Origin of the sequence: Sphingomonas sp. ABOLH (assembly GCF_003951715.1) — a bacterium.
GTDB classification, from domain to species: Bacteria; Pseudomonadota; Alphaproteobacteria; order Sphingomonadales; family Sphingomonadaceae; genus Sphingomonas; species Sphingomonas hankookensis_A.
The window spans coordinates 62858-79435 of the sequence record NZ_QQWV01000017.1; the positions used below are offsets into that span (position 1 = coordinate 62858).

Genomic DNA, 16578 nt, shown 5'->3' on the forward strand with positions numbered 1-16578 from the left:
CGATGCGCGGCGTGCGCTTCGTGGAGCCGCCAGTTCGATCTGGTTTGCGTGGTCCTGCGGGTCACTAGATCAATCGAAGATCGAGATCGCAACCGGGCAGAAGGGGGGCAGTGTCGGTTATGTAATGGATGTGTCTTTTTAGTTACATCCGTAATCACTATCGAGAAGTCGGAAACAATAAGAAACAATATGGATATATTGTGTAGGGGCCGTGGAGGTTTCGAGTACTCGTTCGCTTAGTAAGTTTGCTTGAACATCATCACTGATTTGGGGTGGCGATGTAGCCGTGCCACGGCTTGAACGTATGCCATGCACACCGTTCTACGCATCGCATACGGAATACCATTTTAGCGGCAAATTCTATTGCGATCCGGCATAATGGACGCGACGATCCTCACGGATCGGCCGGGCGGATCTGTTCCCGTCATCCGCCAAGCCTGTACAGGCTTCTGCGCTGCGCGGCCGGGTCTGCCAGCAACCGGATAGTGCCCGTGCGAGGAGGGCGATGCCCGGCCATTACCGGGCCCGCCAGACGAGCCACGTCTCGTCGATGTCTCTGGTCGGGGCGACAGGATTCGAACCTGCGACCCCCACACCCCCAGTGTGATGCGCTACCAGGCTGCGCTACGCCCCGATCAGAGAGGGCGTGCCTTTAGGGCGGCTTTCGTCGCCATGCAAGCCCGAAGCGTGCGGGTGGGCAAATGTTGCGTGGGGGCCAAGCAGATGATAGCTGCCCGCAGTTAATCAGGATGCCGTGTCCGCGGCGTCCGCTATCTCGGACATTCAGGCCAGCAATGCTCGTACCCTCCGCTTTCGCCCAGACCGCTGCCGCCCCTGCGGCATCGGGTGGTTTTCTCGGCACGCTCATCGGCATCGCGCCGCTGCTGCTGATCTTCGTCGCCTTCTACTTCCTGCTGATCCGTCCGCAGTCGAAGCGGATGAAGACGCTGCAGAACGCCATCGCCGCGGTGAAGCGGGGCGATCAGGTCGTCACCGCCGGCGGCGTCATCGGCAAGGTGACCAAGGTCGAGGACGCGTTCGTCGAGGTCGAGATCGCCGCCAACACCCGCGTCCGCGTGGTGAAGGCGACCATCGCCGAAGTCACGCCGCCCGCCGGCGCCAAGCCCGCGAACGACTGATGCTCGACTTTCCCCGCTGGAAACGGATCGCCATCTGGGCGTCCGTGATCCTGTTGGCGCTGTTCGCGGTGCCGAGCCTGCTGCCCGAAGCGACGCGCGCGAAGCTGCCCGGCTGGGTGCCGACGCCGACGATCAATTTCGGCCTCGACCTGGCCGGCGGCAGCTACATCCTGCTCGAAGCGCAGACGCAGGACGTCGCGGCGACGCGGGTCGAGGCGATGCGCGAGATGATCGCGACCGAGATGCGCCGCAACCCGCGCGTCGCGGTCGGCGACATTTCGACCCGGGGCGGGCAGATCAGCTTCATGGTCCGCGACGCGACCCAGGTCGACGCCGCGCGCGAAAAGCTGCTGGGCCTCACCGGCGGCGGGGCGGGGATGACCGGCCAGCGCGAATGGGACATCGAGGTGCGCGACACCACGCGCTTCGTGCTGACGCCTACCCAGGCGGGTCTGCGCCTGGCGGTCGAGAATGCGATGAAGGACGCGACCGAGGTCGTGCGTCGCCGCATCGACGAACTGGGCACCCGCGAACCGACGATCATCCAGCAGGGCAGCAACCGCATCGTCGTGCAGGTGCCGGGGCTTTCGGATCCGAAGGCGCTGAAGGACCTGCTCGGCAAGACCGCGCGGCTGGAATTCAAGCTGGTCGACCTGACCGCCGATCCCGCCGCCGTGGCGCGCGGGCAGGTGCCGGCGGGCAGCCAGATCCTGCCCTATCCGGCGCAGGGCGCACCGATCGCGGTCAAGCGCACCACGATCATCTCGGGCGACCAACTGGCCGATGCGCGCCAGACCTATGACCAGAACGGCCAGCCCAACGTCACGATCAACTTCAACGCGGACGGCGGTCGCCGCTTCGCGAAGGTGACGCAGGAGAATACCGGCAAGCCGTTCGCGATCATCGTCGACAATTCGGTCATTTCCGCGCCGAACATCAACGAACCGATCCTCGGCGGCAGCGCCACGATCAGCGGCGGCTTCACCGTCGATTCGGCCAACCAGCTGGCCATCGCGCTGCGTTCGGGCAAGCTGCCGGTCGACCTGACCGTCGTGCAGGAAAGCACCGTCAGCCCCGAACTGGGTGCCGATTCGATCAAGGCGGGCGTCACCGCCGCGATCATCGCGACCATCGCCGTCATCGTGTTCATGGTGATGACCTATGGCCGGTTCGGCATCTATTCGACCATCGCCGTCGTGCTGAACATCCTGATGATCATCGCGGTGATGGCGTTCCTGAACGCCACGCTGACGCTGCCCGGTATCGCCGGTTTCGTGCTGACCATCGGCACGGCGGTCGACGCCAACGTGCTGATCAACGAACGCATCCGCGAGGAACGGCGCCGTGGCCGCAGCGTGCTGCAGTCGCTCGAGCTGGGCTATAAGGAAGCGAGCCGCACGATCTTCGAGGCGAACGTGACCCACGCGATCGCGGGCGGGATCATGCTGATCCTCGGCTCCGGCCCGATCCGCGGCTTCGCAGTCGTGCTGCTGCTGGGCATCGCCAGCTCGGTGTTCACCGCCGTTACCTTCACGCGGATGCTGGTTGCCGGATGGATGCGCCGCAACCGTCCGACCGACATCACCATTTAAGGCCCAGCCGTCATGCGTCTCATCAAGCTGGTACCCGACAATACCAACATCCGCTTCGTCGCGGTGCGCAAGATCGCGTTCACCGTGACACTGATCCTCAGCATCCTGGCGGTCGGGCTGGTGTTCGTTCGCGGCCTCAACTTCGGCGTCGACTTCATGGGCGGCGTCGCCATCGAGGAAAAGTTCGCCACGCCGCCCGCGATCGACAAGGTCCGGGCGAGCATCGAGCGGCTGGGCGTCGGCGAACCCGCGATCCAGCAATTCGGCGATCCGACGATCGTGTCGATCCGCCTGCCGGTGCCCGAAGGCGATTCGGGCGCGACCGACCGCCTGGTCGAGCGGGTGAAGGCGACGCTGGCCGCCGAATTCCCCGGTGCGACCTTCAGCAACTATTCGACCGTGTCGGGCAAGGTGTCGGACGAGCTGGTCACCAACGGCATCCTCGCGGTCGTGCTGGCGATCGTCGGCATCGCGATCTTTTCGTGGTTCCGCTACGAATGGCAGTTCGGCGTGTCGACCGCGGTCGCCATCGTCCACGACGTGCTGATGACGCTGGGCTTCTTCGCGCTGTTCCGCGAACAGTTTGCGTTCGACCTGACCATCGTCGCCGCGGTGCTGACCATCATCGGCTATTCGATCAACGACAAGATGGTGATCGACGACCGTATCCGCGAAAACATGCGGAAGTATCGCAAGATGGAGATGCGCGAGCTGATCGACCTGTCGGTCAACGAAACGCTGCCGCGCACCGTCATGACCTCGTTGACCATCCTACTGGCGCTCACCGCGCTGATCGTGTTCGGCGGTCATGTGCTGCGCGGCTTCACCGCCGCGATGATCCTGGGCGTGATCGTCGGCACCTATTCGTCGATCTACGTGTCGTCGTCGCTGCTGATCACGCTGGGTCTCAAGCCCGGCGCGCCGGTGGGTGAGGGGACGGTCAAGGAACCCGTGCCGCAGAAGACGACGCGGTGAAGCTCGACCGGGTCCGCACGGGCGCCGGCCCGGTCGTATCGGGCCTGACCGCCGCCGGGTTTCGGGTGGATGACGGCATCTACCCGGCGCTGCTGATGACGCCGCAGCGTGCCGATCTGTGGGAGCCGCCGGCGTTCGACGCGCTCGACGCCGATGCATTGGCTGCGGTGCTGGCGATGCAGCCGGAGTTCCTGCTGCTCGGCACCGGCGCGACGCTGCGCCAGCCGCCGCGCGCGCTGGTCCGGCAACTCGACGCGATGGGGCTGGGGATCGAGGCGATGGACAGCCGCGCCGCCGCCCGCGCCTGGGGCGTGCTGCGCGACGAGGGGCGGCAGATCGCGGCGGCGTTCTACCCGCTTTGAGGGTGGGCGATAGGGGGACGCGGTAGTCCGGCACCCTGATCGCGCGCACGCTGATGGATCGGCGCGACCGTCAACCACAACCGTCACCCCGGACTTGATCCGGGGTCCCGCTTCTTCTTCGTGCGGCAAAAGAAGCGGGACCCCGGGTCAAGCCCGGGGTGACGAAGGGGCAGGTGCTGTTGATTGGCGAACGAACGGCGTCCGTTAAATTCACCGCCGAGCTGCCACCAACCCCAGCAAATGCTCGCACAGTTCCAGCGCGTTGCGCTCCCAGCTAAACGCCTCGACCACCGTCTGCGTCGCCTGGCGGTCGACCGGCTGCGACAGGATCGCCGCGATCCCCTGCGCAAAGGCGCTCGCGTCGCGCGCCACGATTCGTCCGGCGGCGGGCGCCGTCACGACCTCCCGCGCGGCGCCGGCATCGGGAATGACGATCGGCGTGCCGCTGGCCAGCGCCTCGACCCAGGCATTCGCCAGCCCTTCCGACGACGACGCCAGCGCCATCACATCGGCCGCCGCCAGCAGGTCGGGCAGGTCGCCATGCGGCATCGCCCCGCACAGCCGGACCCGATCGGCGATGCCCAGTTCCGCAATCCGCGCCGCCAGCGCCGCCTGATCCGGCCCGCCGCCGACGATCCACAGCCCGACGCCCGGCAGCGCCGCCACCGCCTCCAGCACGATGCGATGCCCCTTGCGCGGGATCAGCGCGCCCAGCGACACGACCAGCGGTCCGGTGATGCCCAGCCGCTCACGGGCGGTGGCGCGGTCGATCGTGCCGAAGCGGCTGCGGTCGATCCCGGTGCGATGGACGCGCACCGGCCGGTCGATCCCGGCGGCGGCGATGTCGTCGGCCATCGATTGCGACACCGCCAGCAGCCCATCGGCGGCTCGTCCCGCGGCGCGGACCTGCGCGGCGGTGGCCGGTGCATGGCCCCAGTGATGGATATCCGCCCCGCGTGCCTTGATCGATACCGGCACGCCGAAGTGCCGGCCCAGTTCGACGGCGGCGGGGCCGTCGGGGAAGAAGAATTCCGCGTCGATGACGTCGAACGGAAAGGTATCGCGCAGTCGCGTCAGATGGGGACCAAGTCGCCGGACCAGCGCCGCGACATGAAACCGCCCCTGTGTCGCGGGCAGGTTGAGGAAGCGTGGCCGGTCGACGGGCAATCCTTTCCAACCCTCCCGTTCCGGCAACCGCGAGAGCGCGCGATAGGTCGGGTGGAGCGCGAGCGGGAAGGGTGGCAGGCCCAGCGGGGCGACGACATGGACCGCCACATCGTCGAGCGCTGCCAGCCCCAGCGTCTGCCGTTCGACGAACACGCCGAAATTGGGCCGTACCGCATCGGGGAACAGGGTGGCGAGGGTCAGGACGCGTAACATCGCCGCATCCTGTAGCGCGAAAAGGGTGAAGGCTTCGCGAAAACGACGATCCGCGCTGACCCCGAACGGATAAGGCCCCCAAGAGGTCGTCGCCGGGGTTCCGCCTGCCTTCCGACATTGCAGAAGAAGCGGGACCCCGGATCAAGTCCGGAGTGACGGGGAGGGGGCGGATCTCCCCCTCCCGATCTTCATGCCGTCAGAGTATGCTCCAGCGTGATCTCGGCATTGAGCAGCTTCGAAATCGGGCAGCCGGCCTTGGCACCCGCCGCGATCTCCTCGAACTTCGCCTGATCGATGCCCGGCACGTTGGCGGTCAGCGTCAGCGCCGACTTGCTGACCTTGAACCCGTCGCCATCCTTGTCGAGCGTGACCTTGGCGGTCGTCTCCAGCGTGCCGTCGGTGAAGCCCGCGCCGGCCAGCGCGAAGCTCAGCGCCATGGTGAAGCAGCTGGCATGGGCGGCGGCGATAAGCTCCTCGGGGTTGGTGCCCTTGCCGTCCTCGAAACGGGTGTTGAAGCCATATTGCTGGTCGGACAGCACGCCCGACTGGGTCGATACGTGGCCCTTGCCGTCCTTGCCGAGACCTTCGTAGCGGGCGGATGCACTGCGGATCATGCGGAAACCTTTGCCAATGAAAAAGGGGCAGGCCCGTCGCCGGACCCGCCCCTTCAGAATTCGTCAAACCGTATATGGTTCAACGGCAACGGCCACGGCTGCCGCTGCGCTCGATCTCGCGACCGGCCAGCGCGCCCGCGCCGGCGCCGAGCAGCGTGCCGAGCGTACGGTCGCCGCGGGTGTCGATCGTGCGACCGACCAGCGCGCCGGCGACGCCGCCGACGACCAGACCGGTGGTGCCGTTCTCACGGCGGCAATAGCGACGACCGTCACGACCGCGCCATTCGCGATACTTGTAGCGACGCTGTGCCTCCGCTTCGGTCTTGCCGACCGAAATGCCGTGCTTCGAGAAGGTCGGGCCGACGGGAGCCAGCAGCGAGGCAGCGGCGAGCGCCATCATGATGTTGCGCGTGGGATTCTTCCTTTCGTCCGTATTCCTGACTTGGCCCTTTAACGCATCCCCGGCATGACGGTTTCATGAACGAAACGACAGGCTTGCGTTCAGGTTCGGGGCAGGGGTGACGACAGCGGATAGCGGACGACGGGTTCATACCATGCGCCGTCCGGGGCCAGGTGGCTTTCGTACAGGACCAGATGGTCGAAGCGCATCGGTGGCGACCGCAGCCCGCCCTGTTCGGCAAGGAACGCATCGACCGGTCCCGACCCGCAATTGAGTCGGGCGAGCGTGATGTGCGGCAGGAACGCTCGCCCCTCGAGCGGTAGCCCCAGGCGGACGAGGGCATGGTCGACCTTGCAATGCAGCGCCGCGACCGCGTCCTGCGGGGTGACGCCGGCCCAGAGCGCCCGACCGCGCGACCCGGTATCGAACCGCCCGACTCCGGACAGCGCCAGGTCGAGCGCGGGGGCGTGGACCGCCTGCAACGCGGTGGCGATATCCTCCGCCATCGGCCGCTCGACCTCGCCGATATAGCGGAGCGTGACGTGGAGCTGATCCTCGTCCTGCCACCGCGCGCCGTCGACGCCGTCCATGATGTCGAGCAATTTCCGGCGCATGGGCGGGGGTGGGCGAAGTGCTACGAACAGCCGGTGCAAGCGGATTCTCCTCGGGGCCGTAACAAAGTGTTGCTGGCGGCGTTTGCCTTGAATTCGTGCGTTATGCAGACGATATTTCGACCATCCGGCATGTGTGCCGGGAAGAGGAGTTTACAATGGCGAACTGGTCCGATCCCCGGACGACGGCCGCACCGATTACCCGTAACCGTACCACCGACATGGCGCGGGATGCGGGGCTGCGGTCCTACATGCTCTCGGTGTACAACTACATGGCTTCGGGCGTGCTGTTGACCGGCATCGTCGCGCTGTTGTTCTCGTGGGGTGGTGACACCTCGCCGGCGGCGGCCGTGTTCTACCAGCCGGGGCTGCTCAAATACCTCATCATCTTCTCGCCCCTGATCTTCGTGATGGTGCTGGGCTTCGGCATCAACCGCCTGTCGACCGGCGCGGCGCAGGGGCTGTTCTGGGCGTTCGCGGCGATCATGGGTCTGTCGATGTCGACGATCTTCCTGCGCTATACCGGGCCGTCGATCGCGCTGACCTTCTTCGCGACCGCCACCGCGTTCCTGTCGCTCAGCCTCTATGGCTACACGACCAAGCGTGACTTGACCGGGTTCGGCACGTTCCTGATCATGGGCGTCGTCGGCCTGATCGTGGCGTCGCTGCTGAACCTGTTCTTCCAGTCGGGCATGTTCAGCTTGGTCATCAGCGCGGTCGGCGTGCTGCTGTTCGCCGGTCTGACCGCCTATGACACGCAGCGGATCAAGGCGATGTATTTCCAGGTCGCCGGCACCGATTTCGCGGGCAAGGCTGTCATCATGGGTGCCCTGTCGCTGTATCTCGACTTCGTGAACATGTTCCAGTTCCTGTTGTCGTTCCTCGGCAACCGCGACTGATCCCAAGGTTCTCGGCAACAATCGCGAAGGCCCGGCAGGCGACTGCCGGGCCTTTTCGTTTGCGCGGAACGCCGGGCGCGGTCGTTTCGTTGGAGCGGGGAAGGAGTGAGGGACATGACCAACGACATCAACGGTATCGACGACAAGGCGCTGGATTCGCTGTCGGTCGCCCCCGACGGGCGGGAGAGCGAAGCGAAGACCCCGGCACAGGGCGATGCCGGCGACGTGACCGGCGACCTCGACGACGCCGATGCCCGGCTCGATCGCGGGCTGGACGAATCGATGGATGCATCGGACCCGATCTCCGCGACGGTGCCGGGCAGCGACGGTCCGGCGCCGTCGTCGGGCTATGACGAGGAACAGGAAGCCAAGCTCGCCGGTAACGACTGACGCCCACGCTAACGGTACGGTTCGGGCGGCGTGTCGGGTGGTCCCGATGCGCCGCCCTTGGTATGAGGGGGGCCATGACGACCCAACGCCTGTTCCGTACCCTGCTGCGCGGTCTCGCGCTGTTGCTGCTGGCGATGGGCAGCGTCGTCCCGGCACAGGCGGCGGTGACGATCACCTTCTGGTCGCAGGAATTCGGGCAGAATTTTCCCCATGCCTTCTTCACCTTTTCGGGTGCGCCCGATGCCGGTGGGTCGGCGGTGAACGAAAGCTATGGCTTTACCGCAAAGGCGATCACGCCGGCGTTGCTGATGGGGTCGGTCGGCGGCATGATCGATCGGCCCAAGCCGTCCTATATCGCCAAGAGCAACGCGCATTTCTCGGTCGTGCTGACCGACGCGCAATATGCATCGATCCGTTCGCTGATCGACGAATGGGGCGAGAAGGGCGATTCGCACTATAATCTCAACCGCCGCAACTGCGTGCATTTCGTCGCCGAAGCCGCGCGGCGCTCGGGGCTGAGCGTGGTCGAGGACAAGAAGCTGATGAAGAAGCTGCGCTCCTTCATCCAGTCGGTCGAACAGGCCAATGCCGGCCGGGTCACGGTGATCGAGATGCCGGCCAAGGCCTATTTCGCTACCCTGCCGCCACCGGCCGCCGCCAATGACAATGTGCCGGCGGTCGACGCGGCGACCGTCCCGCACTGACCGACGCGTCACCTCTTTTCGAAGCGGCGCATTTGCGGCAGTCGTGCGACGAGTTTGCAGCGGGAGACACGGGATGCGGCGTTGGACGACGGTCATGCTGGCGATGCTGGCCGGATGCAGCCAGGGTGACGACGCGGCGACGTCGGTCAACCTGACCCAGTCGGACGAACCGGTCCTGCCAAGCCCCACGCCGACGCCCGAGGCGCTGGTGACCATCCCGACCCGCTTCGTCGGTACATGGGATAGCGACGGCACCGCCTGTGCCGCGACGACCCCCGGCGCCAACCGCACCGTCATCGCCGCCAATGCGCTGCGCATCGGCGACCGTGATCTGCCGACCCGCGCGATCACGGCGGCCGAGGCCGGCGCGGTCGATGTCGACGTGATCGGCGACCGGAGCGGCATCACCGAACAGCGGCGCTATCGCCTGGCGCTGGGCAGCGGTGGCAATCTGGGACTGACCGGGGTCGATGGCCCGGCGCGCCTCGTCCGCTGCGATGCGCCGGCGGGGGCAGAGGCGGCGGCGCGCAACGCGATCGCGCTGAGCCTCGCCCCTGACGGGTTGCAGACGGTGGCCGGGGCCAGCAGCCGCGCGCTGTCGTTCGGCGCGCCCGCCGACATCGTGCTGCGCGTGGTCGAGGCGGCAACTCAGACGCTGCCCGAGGGATCGCGCAACGCCGATTGCGGCGAAGGTCCGCTGGACATCGCCACCTATCCGCGCATCGCGGTGTATTTCCAGGAGGGCCGCTTCGTCGGGTGGTCGGCGCGCGGACGCGGGCTGACGACGATGGGCGGCGTCGGCATCGGCTCGAAGCGCGCCGATGTCGAATCGGTGATCGACGCGCCGGTCGAGGAAACGAGCCTGGGTCGCGAATTCAGCAGCGGCGGCCTGTCGGGGCTGTACGACGCCAAGGACAATGTCAGCGCGCTATGGGCGGGCAGCACCTGCATCGCCCGGTGATCGACGACGCGACGCCGGACGATGCCGCAGCGGTCGTCGCGCTGTGGCACGCCTGCGCCCTGACCCGGCCGTGGAACGATCCTGCCGCCGATTTCGCGCGGGCGCTTGCGGGGGAAAGCTCGACCATCCTCGTCGCCCGGCACGACGGGATACCGGTCGGCAGCGTGATGGTCGGGCAGGACGGGCATCGCGGCTGGGTCTATTATCTGGCGGTCCGACCGGCGTTGCAGGGGCAGGGGATCGGCACCGCGCTGTTCCACGCGGCCGAACATTGGCTGTGCGCCCGATCGGTCCCCAAGGTCCAGTTGATGGTGCGTGAGGACAATGCGGGGGCGCTGGCATTTTACCGGCGGCTGGGGCTCGAGCGGCAGGCGGTGGTCGTGCTCGGTCGATTTCTAGGCGATGCGACATAGTTGCAATAGCAAAGTTACTGATAGTCACTTGCAAAAGCGATAAGCCCGGCGTAGCGGCACGCGAAACATCACAGGGAATGTTTCGCAATGTCGCCTTTCGCCGTCCTTCTTGCCGCAACCGCGCTGACCCCGACTCCCGCTGCCTCCGACGATCCGCAGCAGCGTGCCGAGGAAATCGTCGTCACCGGCACCCGGACCGAAGGGAGCGACGACTATGCGGTCAAGGCGCAGAGCACCGCGACCCGCCTGCCGCTGTCGCTGCGCGAAACGCCGCAATCGGTCAGCGTGGTGACCCGCGCGCACATCGAGGATTTCCAGCTCAACGACATCAACGCGCTGCTGGCGACCGTTCCGGGCGTGAACGTGCAGGCACAGGAAACCGACCGCTTCTATTATTCGGCGCGCGGCTTCGACATCCAGACGTTCCAGGTCGACGGCGTCGGCCTGCCATTCCCGTTCGGCATCCAGAACGGGTCGATCGACACCGCGATGTACGACCGGATCGAGGTGGTGCGCGGCGCGCCGGGGCTGTTGTCGTCGACCGGCAATCCGTCGGCGGTGATCAACTTCATCCGCAAGCGCCCGACCCGCGACCTCGCCGCCTCGGCCAGCGTGCAATATGGCTCGTTCGACAATCTGCGGCTCGACGGCGATCTCAGCGTGCCGCTGACCCGCAGTGGATCGGTCCGCGCCCGCGCGGTCGGATCGTATCTCGACACCGACAGCTATCTCGACCGCTACGGCCTGACCCGCTGGACCGGCTATGGCATCGCCGAGGCGGACCTCGGCCCCGATACCGTCGTCAGCGCCGGCTATGGCCATCAGAATCACAAGAGCCGCGCGGCGATGTGGGGCGCCCTGCCGCTCTATTACAGCGACGGCAGCCGGATCGATTATGCCCGCTCGACCAACAGCTCGCCCGACTGGTCGAGCTTCAACGTGACCGACCGTCAAATCTTCGGTGACGTGACCCACCGCTTCGGCAACTGGACCGCCAGGCTGTCGGTCCAGCGCCGCGCGATCGACGAGGACGACAAGCTGTTCTACGTCTATGGGGAGCAACTGCCCAACGAGATCAACGGTGCGCCGGATCGCGCGACCGGCCTCGGCATCGTCAGCTATCCCGGCAAGTTCCGGTCGTTCGCCCGCAACCTGACGATCGACGGCAATGTCAGCGGCACCGTGTCGCTATTCGGTCGGTCGCATGACGTGATGTTCGGCGCGAACCGGTCGGCGCAGCGCTACACGCAGGATTCGGCCTATGATTTCGCGGCGATCGGCGTGTCGTTGCCGTTGTTCAGCGGGTTCGACGGCTCGTTCCCCGAACCGAATTTCCCGGCGTTCGACCGCAGCCTCGACACGCATCTGCGGCGTGAGACGGTCTATGGCCTGATCCGGCTGAACCCCGCCGATCCGCTCAAGATCATGGTCGGGGCCAACGCCACCCGCGCGTTCAGCGAGGGCGTGTCCTATACCGCGCCGACCAATTACGACCGCGCGCGCTTCCTGCCGTTCGTCGGGGCGACCTATGACCTGACCGGCACGATCAGCGCCTATGCGAGCTTCGCAACGATCTTCAACCCGCAGACCCAGACCGACGTCAATCGCCGCCTGATCGATCCGATCGAGGGCGACAATATCGAGGCCGGGGTGAAGGGCGAATGGCTGGGCGGCCGGCTGAACGCCAGCGTCGCGCTGTTCCAGGCGCGGCAGAAGAATACCGCCGAAGCCGCCGGTTTCGATCCGACGATCGGTCAGACCCTTTATCGCGGCGTCGACGCCACCTCACGCGGGATCGAGCTGGAGGTCAGCGGACAGATCGCACCGGGGCTGCAGGCGACCGGCGGCTTCACCGCGATGCGCATCCGTGGCAACGACGACCAGCCGGTGCGCACCTTCGTGCCGCGCAACACCGGGCGGCTGAACATCGTGTGGCAGCCGCAGGTGTTGCCTGCGCTCAAGGTCGGCGCGTCAAGCCAGTACCAGAGCCGCATGTACCTCGAACCCGGCGTCACCGCGACCACGGGACAGCCGGTGCGGATCACGCAGGACGGCTATGCCACGGTCGATCTGATGGCGCGCTACGAACTGACGCCGCGCCTGTCGCTGGGCGTCAATGTCCGCAACGTCAACGATGCCAAGGCGCTGAGCGCGATCAATTTCGACCAGGGATATTTCATCGCCCCGCGCACGGTGCTGGGCACGGTGCGGGTCAGCTATTGACGTGAAAAGGGGGCGGTGGTGCCGCCCCCCCCTATGTACGCCCGTTCGGTTCGAGCAGCTTCGAGCTTGTCGAGAAGCGTCCGTCGAGAACGCCTGTCCAGCGGAACCCCGTTCTCGATACGCGCTCTCGACAGGCTCGATCGCTACTCGAACCGAACGGGGTGGGTAGGGTAGGTAGGGATCACCCCACGAACGCCCGCTCGATCACATAATCGCCCGGCTTCGCATTCGACCCTTCCTCGAACCCCAGTCCTTCCAGATATTCCGAGAAATCCCGGATCATTTCGGTCGATCCGCACAGCATGATGCGGTCGGTCGCCGGGTCGAACGCCTGCGCGCCGCCGATCCGTGCGCTGAACAGCGTGCCGTTCTCGACCAGCGCGTCGATACGGCCAGTAGTGTGGAATTCCTCGCGCGTGACCGTGGGCACATAGGTGAACTGCGCCGCCGCCTGATCCTCGACCAGCGGATCGCCCGACAGGTACGATTCCAGCGTCGTGCGGAACGCGAGGTCGGACACGCGGCGCACCGAATGGACGACGACGATCGACGAATACATCTCATACACGTCCGGGTCGCGGATCAGCGACAGGAACGGGGCAAGGCCGGTGCCGGTCGACAGCATGAACAGCCGCTCACCCGGCTTCAGCGCGTCGGTGACCAACGTGCCCGTGGGCTTCTTGCCGAGGAAGATCTCGTCGCCCGGCACGATCTGCTGCAGCTTCGACGTCAGCGGGCCGTCCGGCACCTTGATCGACAGGAACTCCAGTTCCTCGGCATAGGCCGGGCTGGCGATCGAATAGGCGCGCAGCAACGGCTTGCCGTTGTCGCCGGGCAGGCCGATCATCACGAACTCGCCCGACCGGAAGCGGAAGCTGGGCGGGCGGGTGATCGTGAAGCTGAAGAGATGCTCGTTCCAATGGCGCACCGAACGCACGCGCTCGACGCTCAGCGCGTTGGTGGGTTCGAGGCCGTGGACGACGGCGGTGCGGTCGGTCATCGATAATCCTTACGTCCTGACGTTGGTCCCCGGCGGCAGCCCGACCTGTCCGAGCATTGCCGCCGTCCGGGCCAGCGCGCAAAAAGTGGGGGCGATCGCCTCTTCGGCGACCAGCAGCGAAAGCGTGGTCCGCGCCTTCGCATCGCGTCCCGTTACGAGATCGCGCGCCAAGGTCAAGAGAACCGATTCATCGTCGGTCACAAGCCCGCATTTACAATTGATCTGGATCGGTACGCGGGCATGGGTCGACAGCTGGGTCATCCACCCGTCGAAATCGCCGAGCGCGTCGAGCGCACCCGATTGGGCGAAGCGCGCCGCCAGCAGCGCGGAGGGACATTGGCAGGCGCTGCGTGCCGCCACCCACAACCGGATCGCATCGATCAGGAAGCGGTCGCCGGGGGACAGGACCGATACCGGCCGGTCGATCAGATCGTACATAGAGCCTCGCTATTGATACTCATTCGCAAGGGCTATCGCGGATCGGACGGGTCGTCAATGGGGTCGCTGCGGTTCGAGCGCGGGCGCGATGCGGCCGGTCGATTTCGCGAAAAATGCGTGAATCTTAAACGCGATGTTCAGCATTTCGCGGCAAAACCGGGCGGAATGGGTCGGTCGAGGGGGATGCATGTTGCAGTTGAAGGTCCGGGGGCGGATCAATCTGATCGGGGTGGTCGCCGCGCTGGGACTCATCACGCTGCTGTGCATCAGCCTTTTCCACCTGTCCTCGGTCACGCACCGCGACATCGAACGCAGCACGCGACAGGCGGTGGAGGCGGCACGATCGGTCGTCGTCCATTATCATGACGAGGAAGTCGCCGGGCGCATGACCCAGGCCGAAGCGCAGCGCGCGGCGCTCGGCACGCTCAAGACCATGCGCTATGACGGCACCGAATATTTCTGGGTCAACGACCTGCATCCCACGATGCTGATGCATCCGACCAAGCCCGAAATGAACGGCACCGACCTCAACAATTATCGCGACGCGACCGGCCGGACCCATTTCGTCGAGATGGCGCAGATCGTGAAGACCAAGGGCGCGGGCTTCCTCAGCTATCACTGGAGCAAGCCGGGGCAGAAGGAAGCGCAGCCGAAACTCTCCTATGTCGCGGGCTTCGCGCCATGGGGCTGGGTGATCGGGTCGGGGGTGTTCATCGACCGGATCAACGGCGCGATCTTCGATGCCGCCCTGTATCTCAGCGCGCTGGCGCTAGCGGTGCTGCTGCTGGTGGCGTTCTGCGCCTATCGCATCGGCCGGTCGATCTCGCTGCCGGTCGAGGCGGTGGCGGGGCGGATGCGGTCGCTGGCGGCGGGGGACACCGCTTCGGCCATTCCCGGCCGCGACCGGCATGACGAGGTGGGCGAGATGGCCCAGGCGCTCGAAACCTTCCGCGACACCGCGATCGTCGCTGCCGAACGCGAGGCGGAACAACAGCGCGTGGTCGAAGTCGTCGGCGGCGCGCTGGCCGCGCTGGCAAAGGGGCATCTGGACGCACGGATCGGCGATTCGCTGACCGGATCGTTCCGTAAGCTGGGCAGCGATTTCGATTCGGCGATGGGCGCGCTCAACGATGCGATGCGCGCGGTGGTGGCGTCGACCGGCGGCATCCGCGACGGCGCGTCGGACATCAGCAGCGCATCGGACGACCTGTCGCGCCGCACCGAACAGCAGGCGGCGAGCCTCGAGGAAACGGCGGCGGCGCTCGACGAGATCACCGCGACCGTGCGCAGCACCGCCACCGGTGCGGCGCAGGCCAATGTGACGATGGCGGCGACCCGCGGCGATGCCGAGGAAGGCGTCCGCATCGTGCGCCAGGCGGTCGAGGCGATGGGCGGGATCAAGCGCGCGTCGGACGAAATCGCCGACATCATCTCGGTCATCGACGGCATCGCGTTCCAGACCAACCTCCTCGCGCTCAACGCCGGGGTCGAGGCGGCGCGGGCGGGCGACGCGGGCAAGGGCTTCGCGGTGGTCGCCTCCGAAGTCCGCGCGCTGGCACAGCGGTCGGCCAATGCCGCCAGCGACGTGAAGAGCCGCATCCTCGCCAGCGGCAACCAGGTCGAGATCGGCGTCGACCTGGTCGGCGAAACCGGCGAGGCGCTGGAGCGGATCGTCGGCCGCATCGCCGAGATCGCCGGGCTGGTCGCGACGATCGCCAAGGGCGCGGACGAACAGTCGTCGGGCCTGCAACAGGTCAATATCGCGGTCAGCGAGATGGATTCGGTGACGCAGCAGAATGCGGCGATGGTCGAGGAAAGCACCGCCGCCGCCCGTGGCCTCGCCGATCAGGCGGCAGCCCTCGCCCAGCATGTCGACCGCTTCCAGCTATCGGCCGAGGCCCGCCGCACGCTCCCCTTCCGCGCGGCGGCGTGAGGTTCCGTAGCATGATCGAGTCGTCACCCCGGGCTTGACCCGGGGTCCCGCTTCTGCCGAACCCGGCGCCACCCTGTCTTTCCGTCACAGAACCGCTATGCGCCATCCGTCCTCCTGCGCAACCGATGGCAACCCGATGACCCTTACCCTCTACGGCATCCCCCATTGCGAGGGATCTGTCAGGTTGTACGTAGAAGTCGTGAGCGGCAGCCATGTTTGTAATTGAAGATGAGTGGCACGCCGAGTGGATCGGCGAATTTGTCGATATGGCAGATGCGTATGGGCAACTGCGCCGCCTCGCTTCGCTTCCTTGGAATAAACTTCCCAATCGCTGCCCTTGCACGAGTTGGCTCACCTGCGAACGACGCTATCGGTTGATCGAATTCGACACTACTGCCGAGCCGTGGAGGACTGTCTTGAGCTGCCCCCTTCTGAGTGGTCCATCGACTATGACAGTCTGGATCAAGGAAGGGACGACGCATGCCTGCCAAGAAGCACAAGCCTGAGGAGATCATCGGGAAGCTGCGTGAGGTCGAGATCATGC

The 16578-nt window shown here is 66.2% G+C and carries 17 protein-coding genes and 1 tRNA gene; 11 read left to right on the top strand and 7 right to left on the bottom strand.

Annotation, left to right across the window (positions count from 1 at the left end; all coding sequences use genetic code 11):
• Nucleotides 1-557: 557 nt before the first annotated feature.
• Nucleotides 558-634, bottom strand: a tRNA-Pro gene (locus tag CA237_RS10065).
• Nucleotides 635-794: 160 nt separating this feature from the next.
• On the opposite strand from CA237_RS10065, the gene yajC reads away from it, so the two are divergent.
• From yajC to CA237_RS10085, 4 genes are read left to right on the top strand one after another with little or no spacing between them, the layout of a single operon-like run.
• Entirely contained in the window at nt 795-1139 is a 345-nt protein-coding gene (yajC, locus tag CA237_RS10070; RefSeq protein WP_066692858.1) for a preprotein translocase subunit YajC, read from the top strand.
• A complete protein-coding gene (secD, locus tag CA237_RS10075; protein ID WP_066692861.1) occupies nt 1139-2731 on the top strand; it encodes a protein translocase subunit SecD in 1593 nt (530 codons plus the stop codon). The genes yajC and secD overlap by 1 nt, the downstream gene beginning before the upstream one ends.
• A 12-nt stretch (nt 2732-2743) precedes the next feature.
• The gene (gene secF / locus CA237_RS10080) at nt 2744-3706 is read left to right on the top strand and encodes a protein translocase subunit SecF (RefSeq protein WP_066692864.1); all 963 of its coding nucleotides are present in this window, start codon (nt 2744-2746) and stop codon (nt 3704-3706) included.
• Complete coding sequence (locus tag CA237_RS10085) at nt 3703-4068, top strand: MTH938/NDUFAF3 family protein (RefSeq protein ID WP_066692866.1); 366 nt, start codon at nt 3703-3705, stop codon at nt 4066-4068. The genes secF and CA237_RS10085 overlap by 4 nt, the downstream gene beginning before the upstream one ends.
• 210 nt (nt 4069-4278) lie before the next feature.
• Here the strand turns inward: CA237_RS10085 and CA237_RS10090 are convergent, their stop codons facing one another.
• From CA237_RS10090 to thpR, 4 genes are all read right to left on the bottom strand, one after another.
• Nucleotides 4279-5448, bottom strand: a complete 1170-nt coding sequence (locus CA237_RS10090) for a glycosyltransferase (RefSeq protein ID WP_126013963.1) — start codon at nt 5446-5448, stop codon at nt 4279-4281.
• A 188-nt stretch (nt 5449-5636) separates the two neighbouring features.
• Nucleotides 5637-6062: an OsmC family protein gene (locus CA237_RS10095; protein WP_066692869.1), complete on the bottom strand. Its 426-nt coding sequence runs from the start codon at nt 6060-6062 to the stop codon at nt 5637-5639.
• Nucleotides 6063-6141: 79 nt separating this feature from the next.
• Nucleotides 6142-6459 carry a glycine zipper 2TM domain-containing protein gene (locus CA237_RS10100; RefSeq protein WP_066692893.1) on the bottom strand — a complete coding sequence of 106 codons (318 nt, stop codon included), beginning with the start codon at nt 6457-6459 and terminating at the stop codon, nt 6142-6144.
• A gap of 104 nt (nt 6460-6563) precedes the next feature.
• On the bottom strand, nt 6564-7115 hold the full coding sequence (gene thpR, locus CA237_RS10105; protein WP_066692871.1) for an RNA 2',3'-cyclic phosphodiesterase: 552 nt from the start codon (nt 7113-7115) through the stop codon (nt 6564-6566).
• Nucleotides 7116-7231: 116 nt separating this feature from the next.
• On the opposite strand from thpR, the gene CA237_RS10110 reads away from it, so the two are divergent.
• From CA237_RS10110 to CA237_RS10135, 6 genes are all read left to right on the top strand, one after another.
• Nucleotides 7232-7972, top strand: a complete 741-nt coding sequence (locus CA237_RS10110) for a Bax inhibitor-1/YccA family protein (protein ID WP_066692874.1) — start codon at nt 7232-7234, stop codon at nt 7970-7972.
• Between the two features lie 114 nt (nt 7973-8086).
• Nucleotides 8087-8362, top strand: coding sequence for a hypothetical protein (locus CA237_RS10115; RefSeq protein WP_066692876.1), 276 nt, complete (start codon nt 8087-8089; stop codon nt 8360-8362).
• 74 nt (nt 8363-8436) lie between these two features.
• Complete coding sequence (locus tag CA237_RS10120) at nt 8437-9066, top strand: hypothetical protein (RefSeq protein ID WP_198158597.1); 630 nt, start codon at nt 8437-8439, stop codon at nt 9064-9066.
• Nucleotides 9067-9139: 73 nt separating this feature from the next.
• The gene (locus CA237_RS10125) at nt 9140-10027 is read left to right on the top strand and encodes a hypothetical protein (protein WP_126013967.1); all 888 of its coding nucleotides are present in this window, start codon (nt 9140-9142) and stop codon (nt 10025-10027) included.
• Entirely contained in the window at nt 10024-10440 is a 417-nt protein-coding gene (locus CA237_RS10130; protein WP_346773496.1) for a GNAT family acetyltransferase, read from the top strand. Before CA237_RS10125 ends, CA237_RS10130 begins: the two co-directional genes overlap by 4 nt.
• 87 nt (nt 10441-10527) lie before the next feature.
• Entirely contained in the window at nt 10528-12663 is a 2136-nt protein-coding gene (locus CA237_RS10135) for a TonB-dependent siderophore receptor (protein ID WP_066692885.1), read from the top strand.
• 181 nt (nt 12664-12844) lie between these two features.
• Here CA237_RS10135 and CA237_RS10140 read toward each other — a convergent pair whose 3' ends face one another.
• Both CA237_RS10140 and CA237_RS10145 read right to left on the bottom strand, forming a co-directional pair.
• Complete coding sequence (locus tag CA237_RS10140; protein WP_066692886.1) at nt 12845-13663, bottom strand: ferredoxin--NADP reductase; 819 nt, start codon at nt 13661-13663, stop codon at nt 12845-12847.
• A 9-nt stretch (nt 13664-13672) separates the two neighbouring features.
• Nucleotides 13673-14101: a hypothetical protein gene (locus CA237_RS10145; protein WP_066692888.1), complete on the bottom strand. Its 429-nt coding sequence runs from the start codon at nt 14099-14101 to the stop codon at nt 13673-13675.
• A 187-nt stretch (nt 14102-14288) separates the two neighbouring features.
• Here CA237_RS10145 and CA237_RS10150 point away from each other — a divergent pair, with 187 nt between their 5' ends.
• Nucleotides 14289-16034, top strand: a complete 1746-nt coding sequence (locus CA237_RS10150; protein WP_066692891.1) for a methyl-accepting chemotaxis protein — start codon at nt 14289-14291, stop codon at nt 16032-16034.
• Nucleotides 16035-16578: the final 544 nt, after the last annotated feature.

Coding starts and splice junctions, on each gene's coding strand:
- yajC (WP_066692858.1), top strand. CDS start 795: ATGCTCGTACCCTCCGCTTTCGCCCAGACCGCTGCCGCCCCTGCGGCA.
- secD (WP_066692861.1), top strand. CDS start 1,139: ATGCTCGACTTTCCCCGCTGGAAACGGATCGCCATCTGGGCGTCCGTG.
- secF (WP_066692864.1), top strand. CDS start 2,744: ATGCGTCTCATCAAGCTGGTACCCGACAATACCAACATCCGCTTCGTC.
- CA237_RS10090 (WP_126013963.1), bottom strand. CDS start 5,448: ATGTTACGCGTCCTGACCCTCGCCACCCTGTTCCCCGATGCGGTACGG.
- CA237_RS10095 (WP_066692869.1), bottom strand. CDS start 6,062: ATGATCCGCAGTGCATCCGCCCGCTACGAAGGTCTCGGCAAGGACGGC.
- CA237_RS10100 (WP_066692893.1), bottom strand. CDS start 6,459: ATGGCGCTCGCCGCTGCCTCGCTGCTGGCTCCCGTCGGCCCGACCTTC.
- CA237_RS10110 (WP_066692874.1), top strand. CDS start 7,232: ATGGCGAACTGGTCCGATCCCCGGACGACGGCCGCACCGATTACCCGT.
- CA237_RS10115 (WP_066692876.1), top strand. CDS start 8,087: ATGACCAACGACATCAACGGTATCGACGACAAGGCGCTGGATTCGCTG.
- CA237_RS10120 (WP_198158597.1), top strand. CDS start 8,437: ATGACGACCCAACGCCTGTTCCGTACCCTGCTGCGCGGTCTCGCGCTG.
- CA237_RS10125 (WP_126013967.1), top strand. CDS start 9,140: ATGCGGCGTTGGACGACGGTCATGCTGGCGATGCTGGCCGGATGCAGC.
- CA237_RS10135 (WP_066692885.1), top strand. CDS start 10,528: ATGTCGCCTTTCGCCGTCCTTCTTGCCGCAACCGCGCTGACCCCGACT.
- CA237_RS10140 (WP_066692886.1), bottom strand. CDS start 13,663: ATGACCGACCGCACCGCCGTCGTCCACGGCCTCGAACCCACCAACGCG.
- CA237_RS10145 (WP_066692888.1), bottom strand. CDS start 14,101: ATGTACGATCTGATCGACCGGCCGGTATCGGTCCTGTCCCCCGGCGAC.
- CA237_RS10150 (WP_066692891.1), top strand. CDS start 14,289: ATGTTGCAGTTGAAGGTCCGGGGGCGGATCAATCTGATCGGGGTGGTC.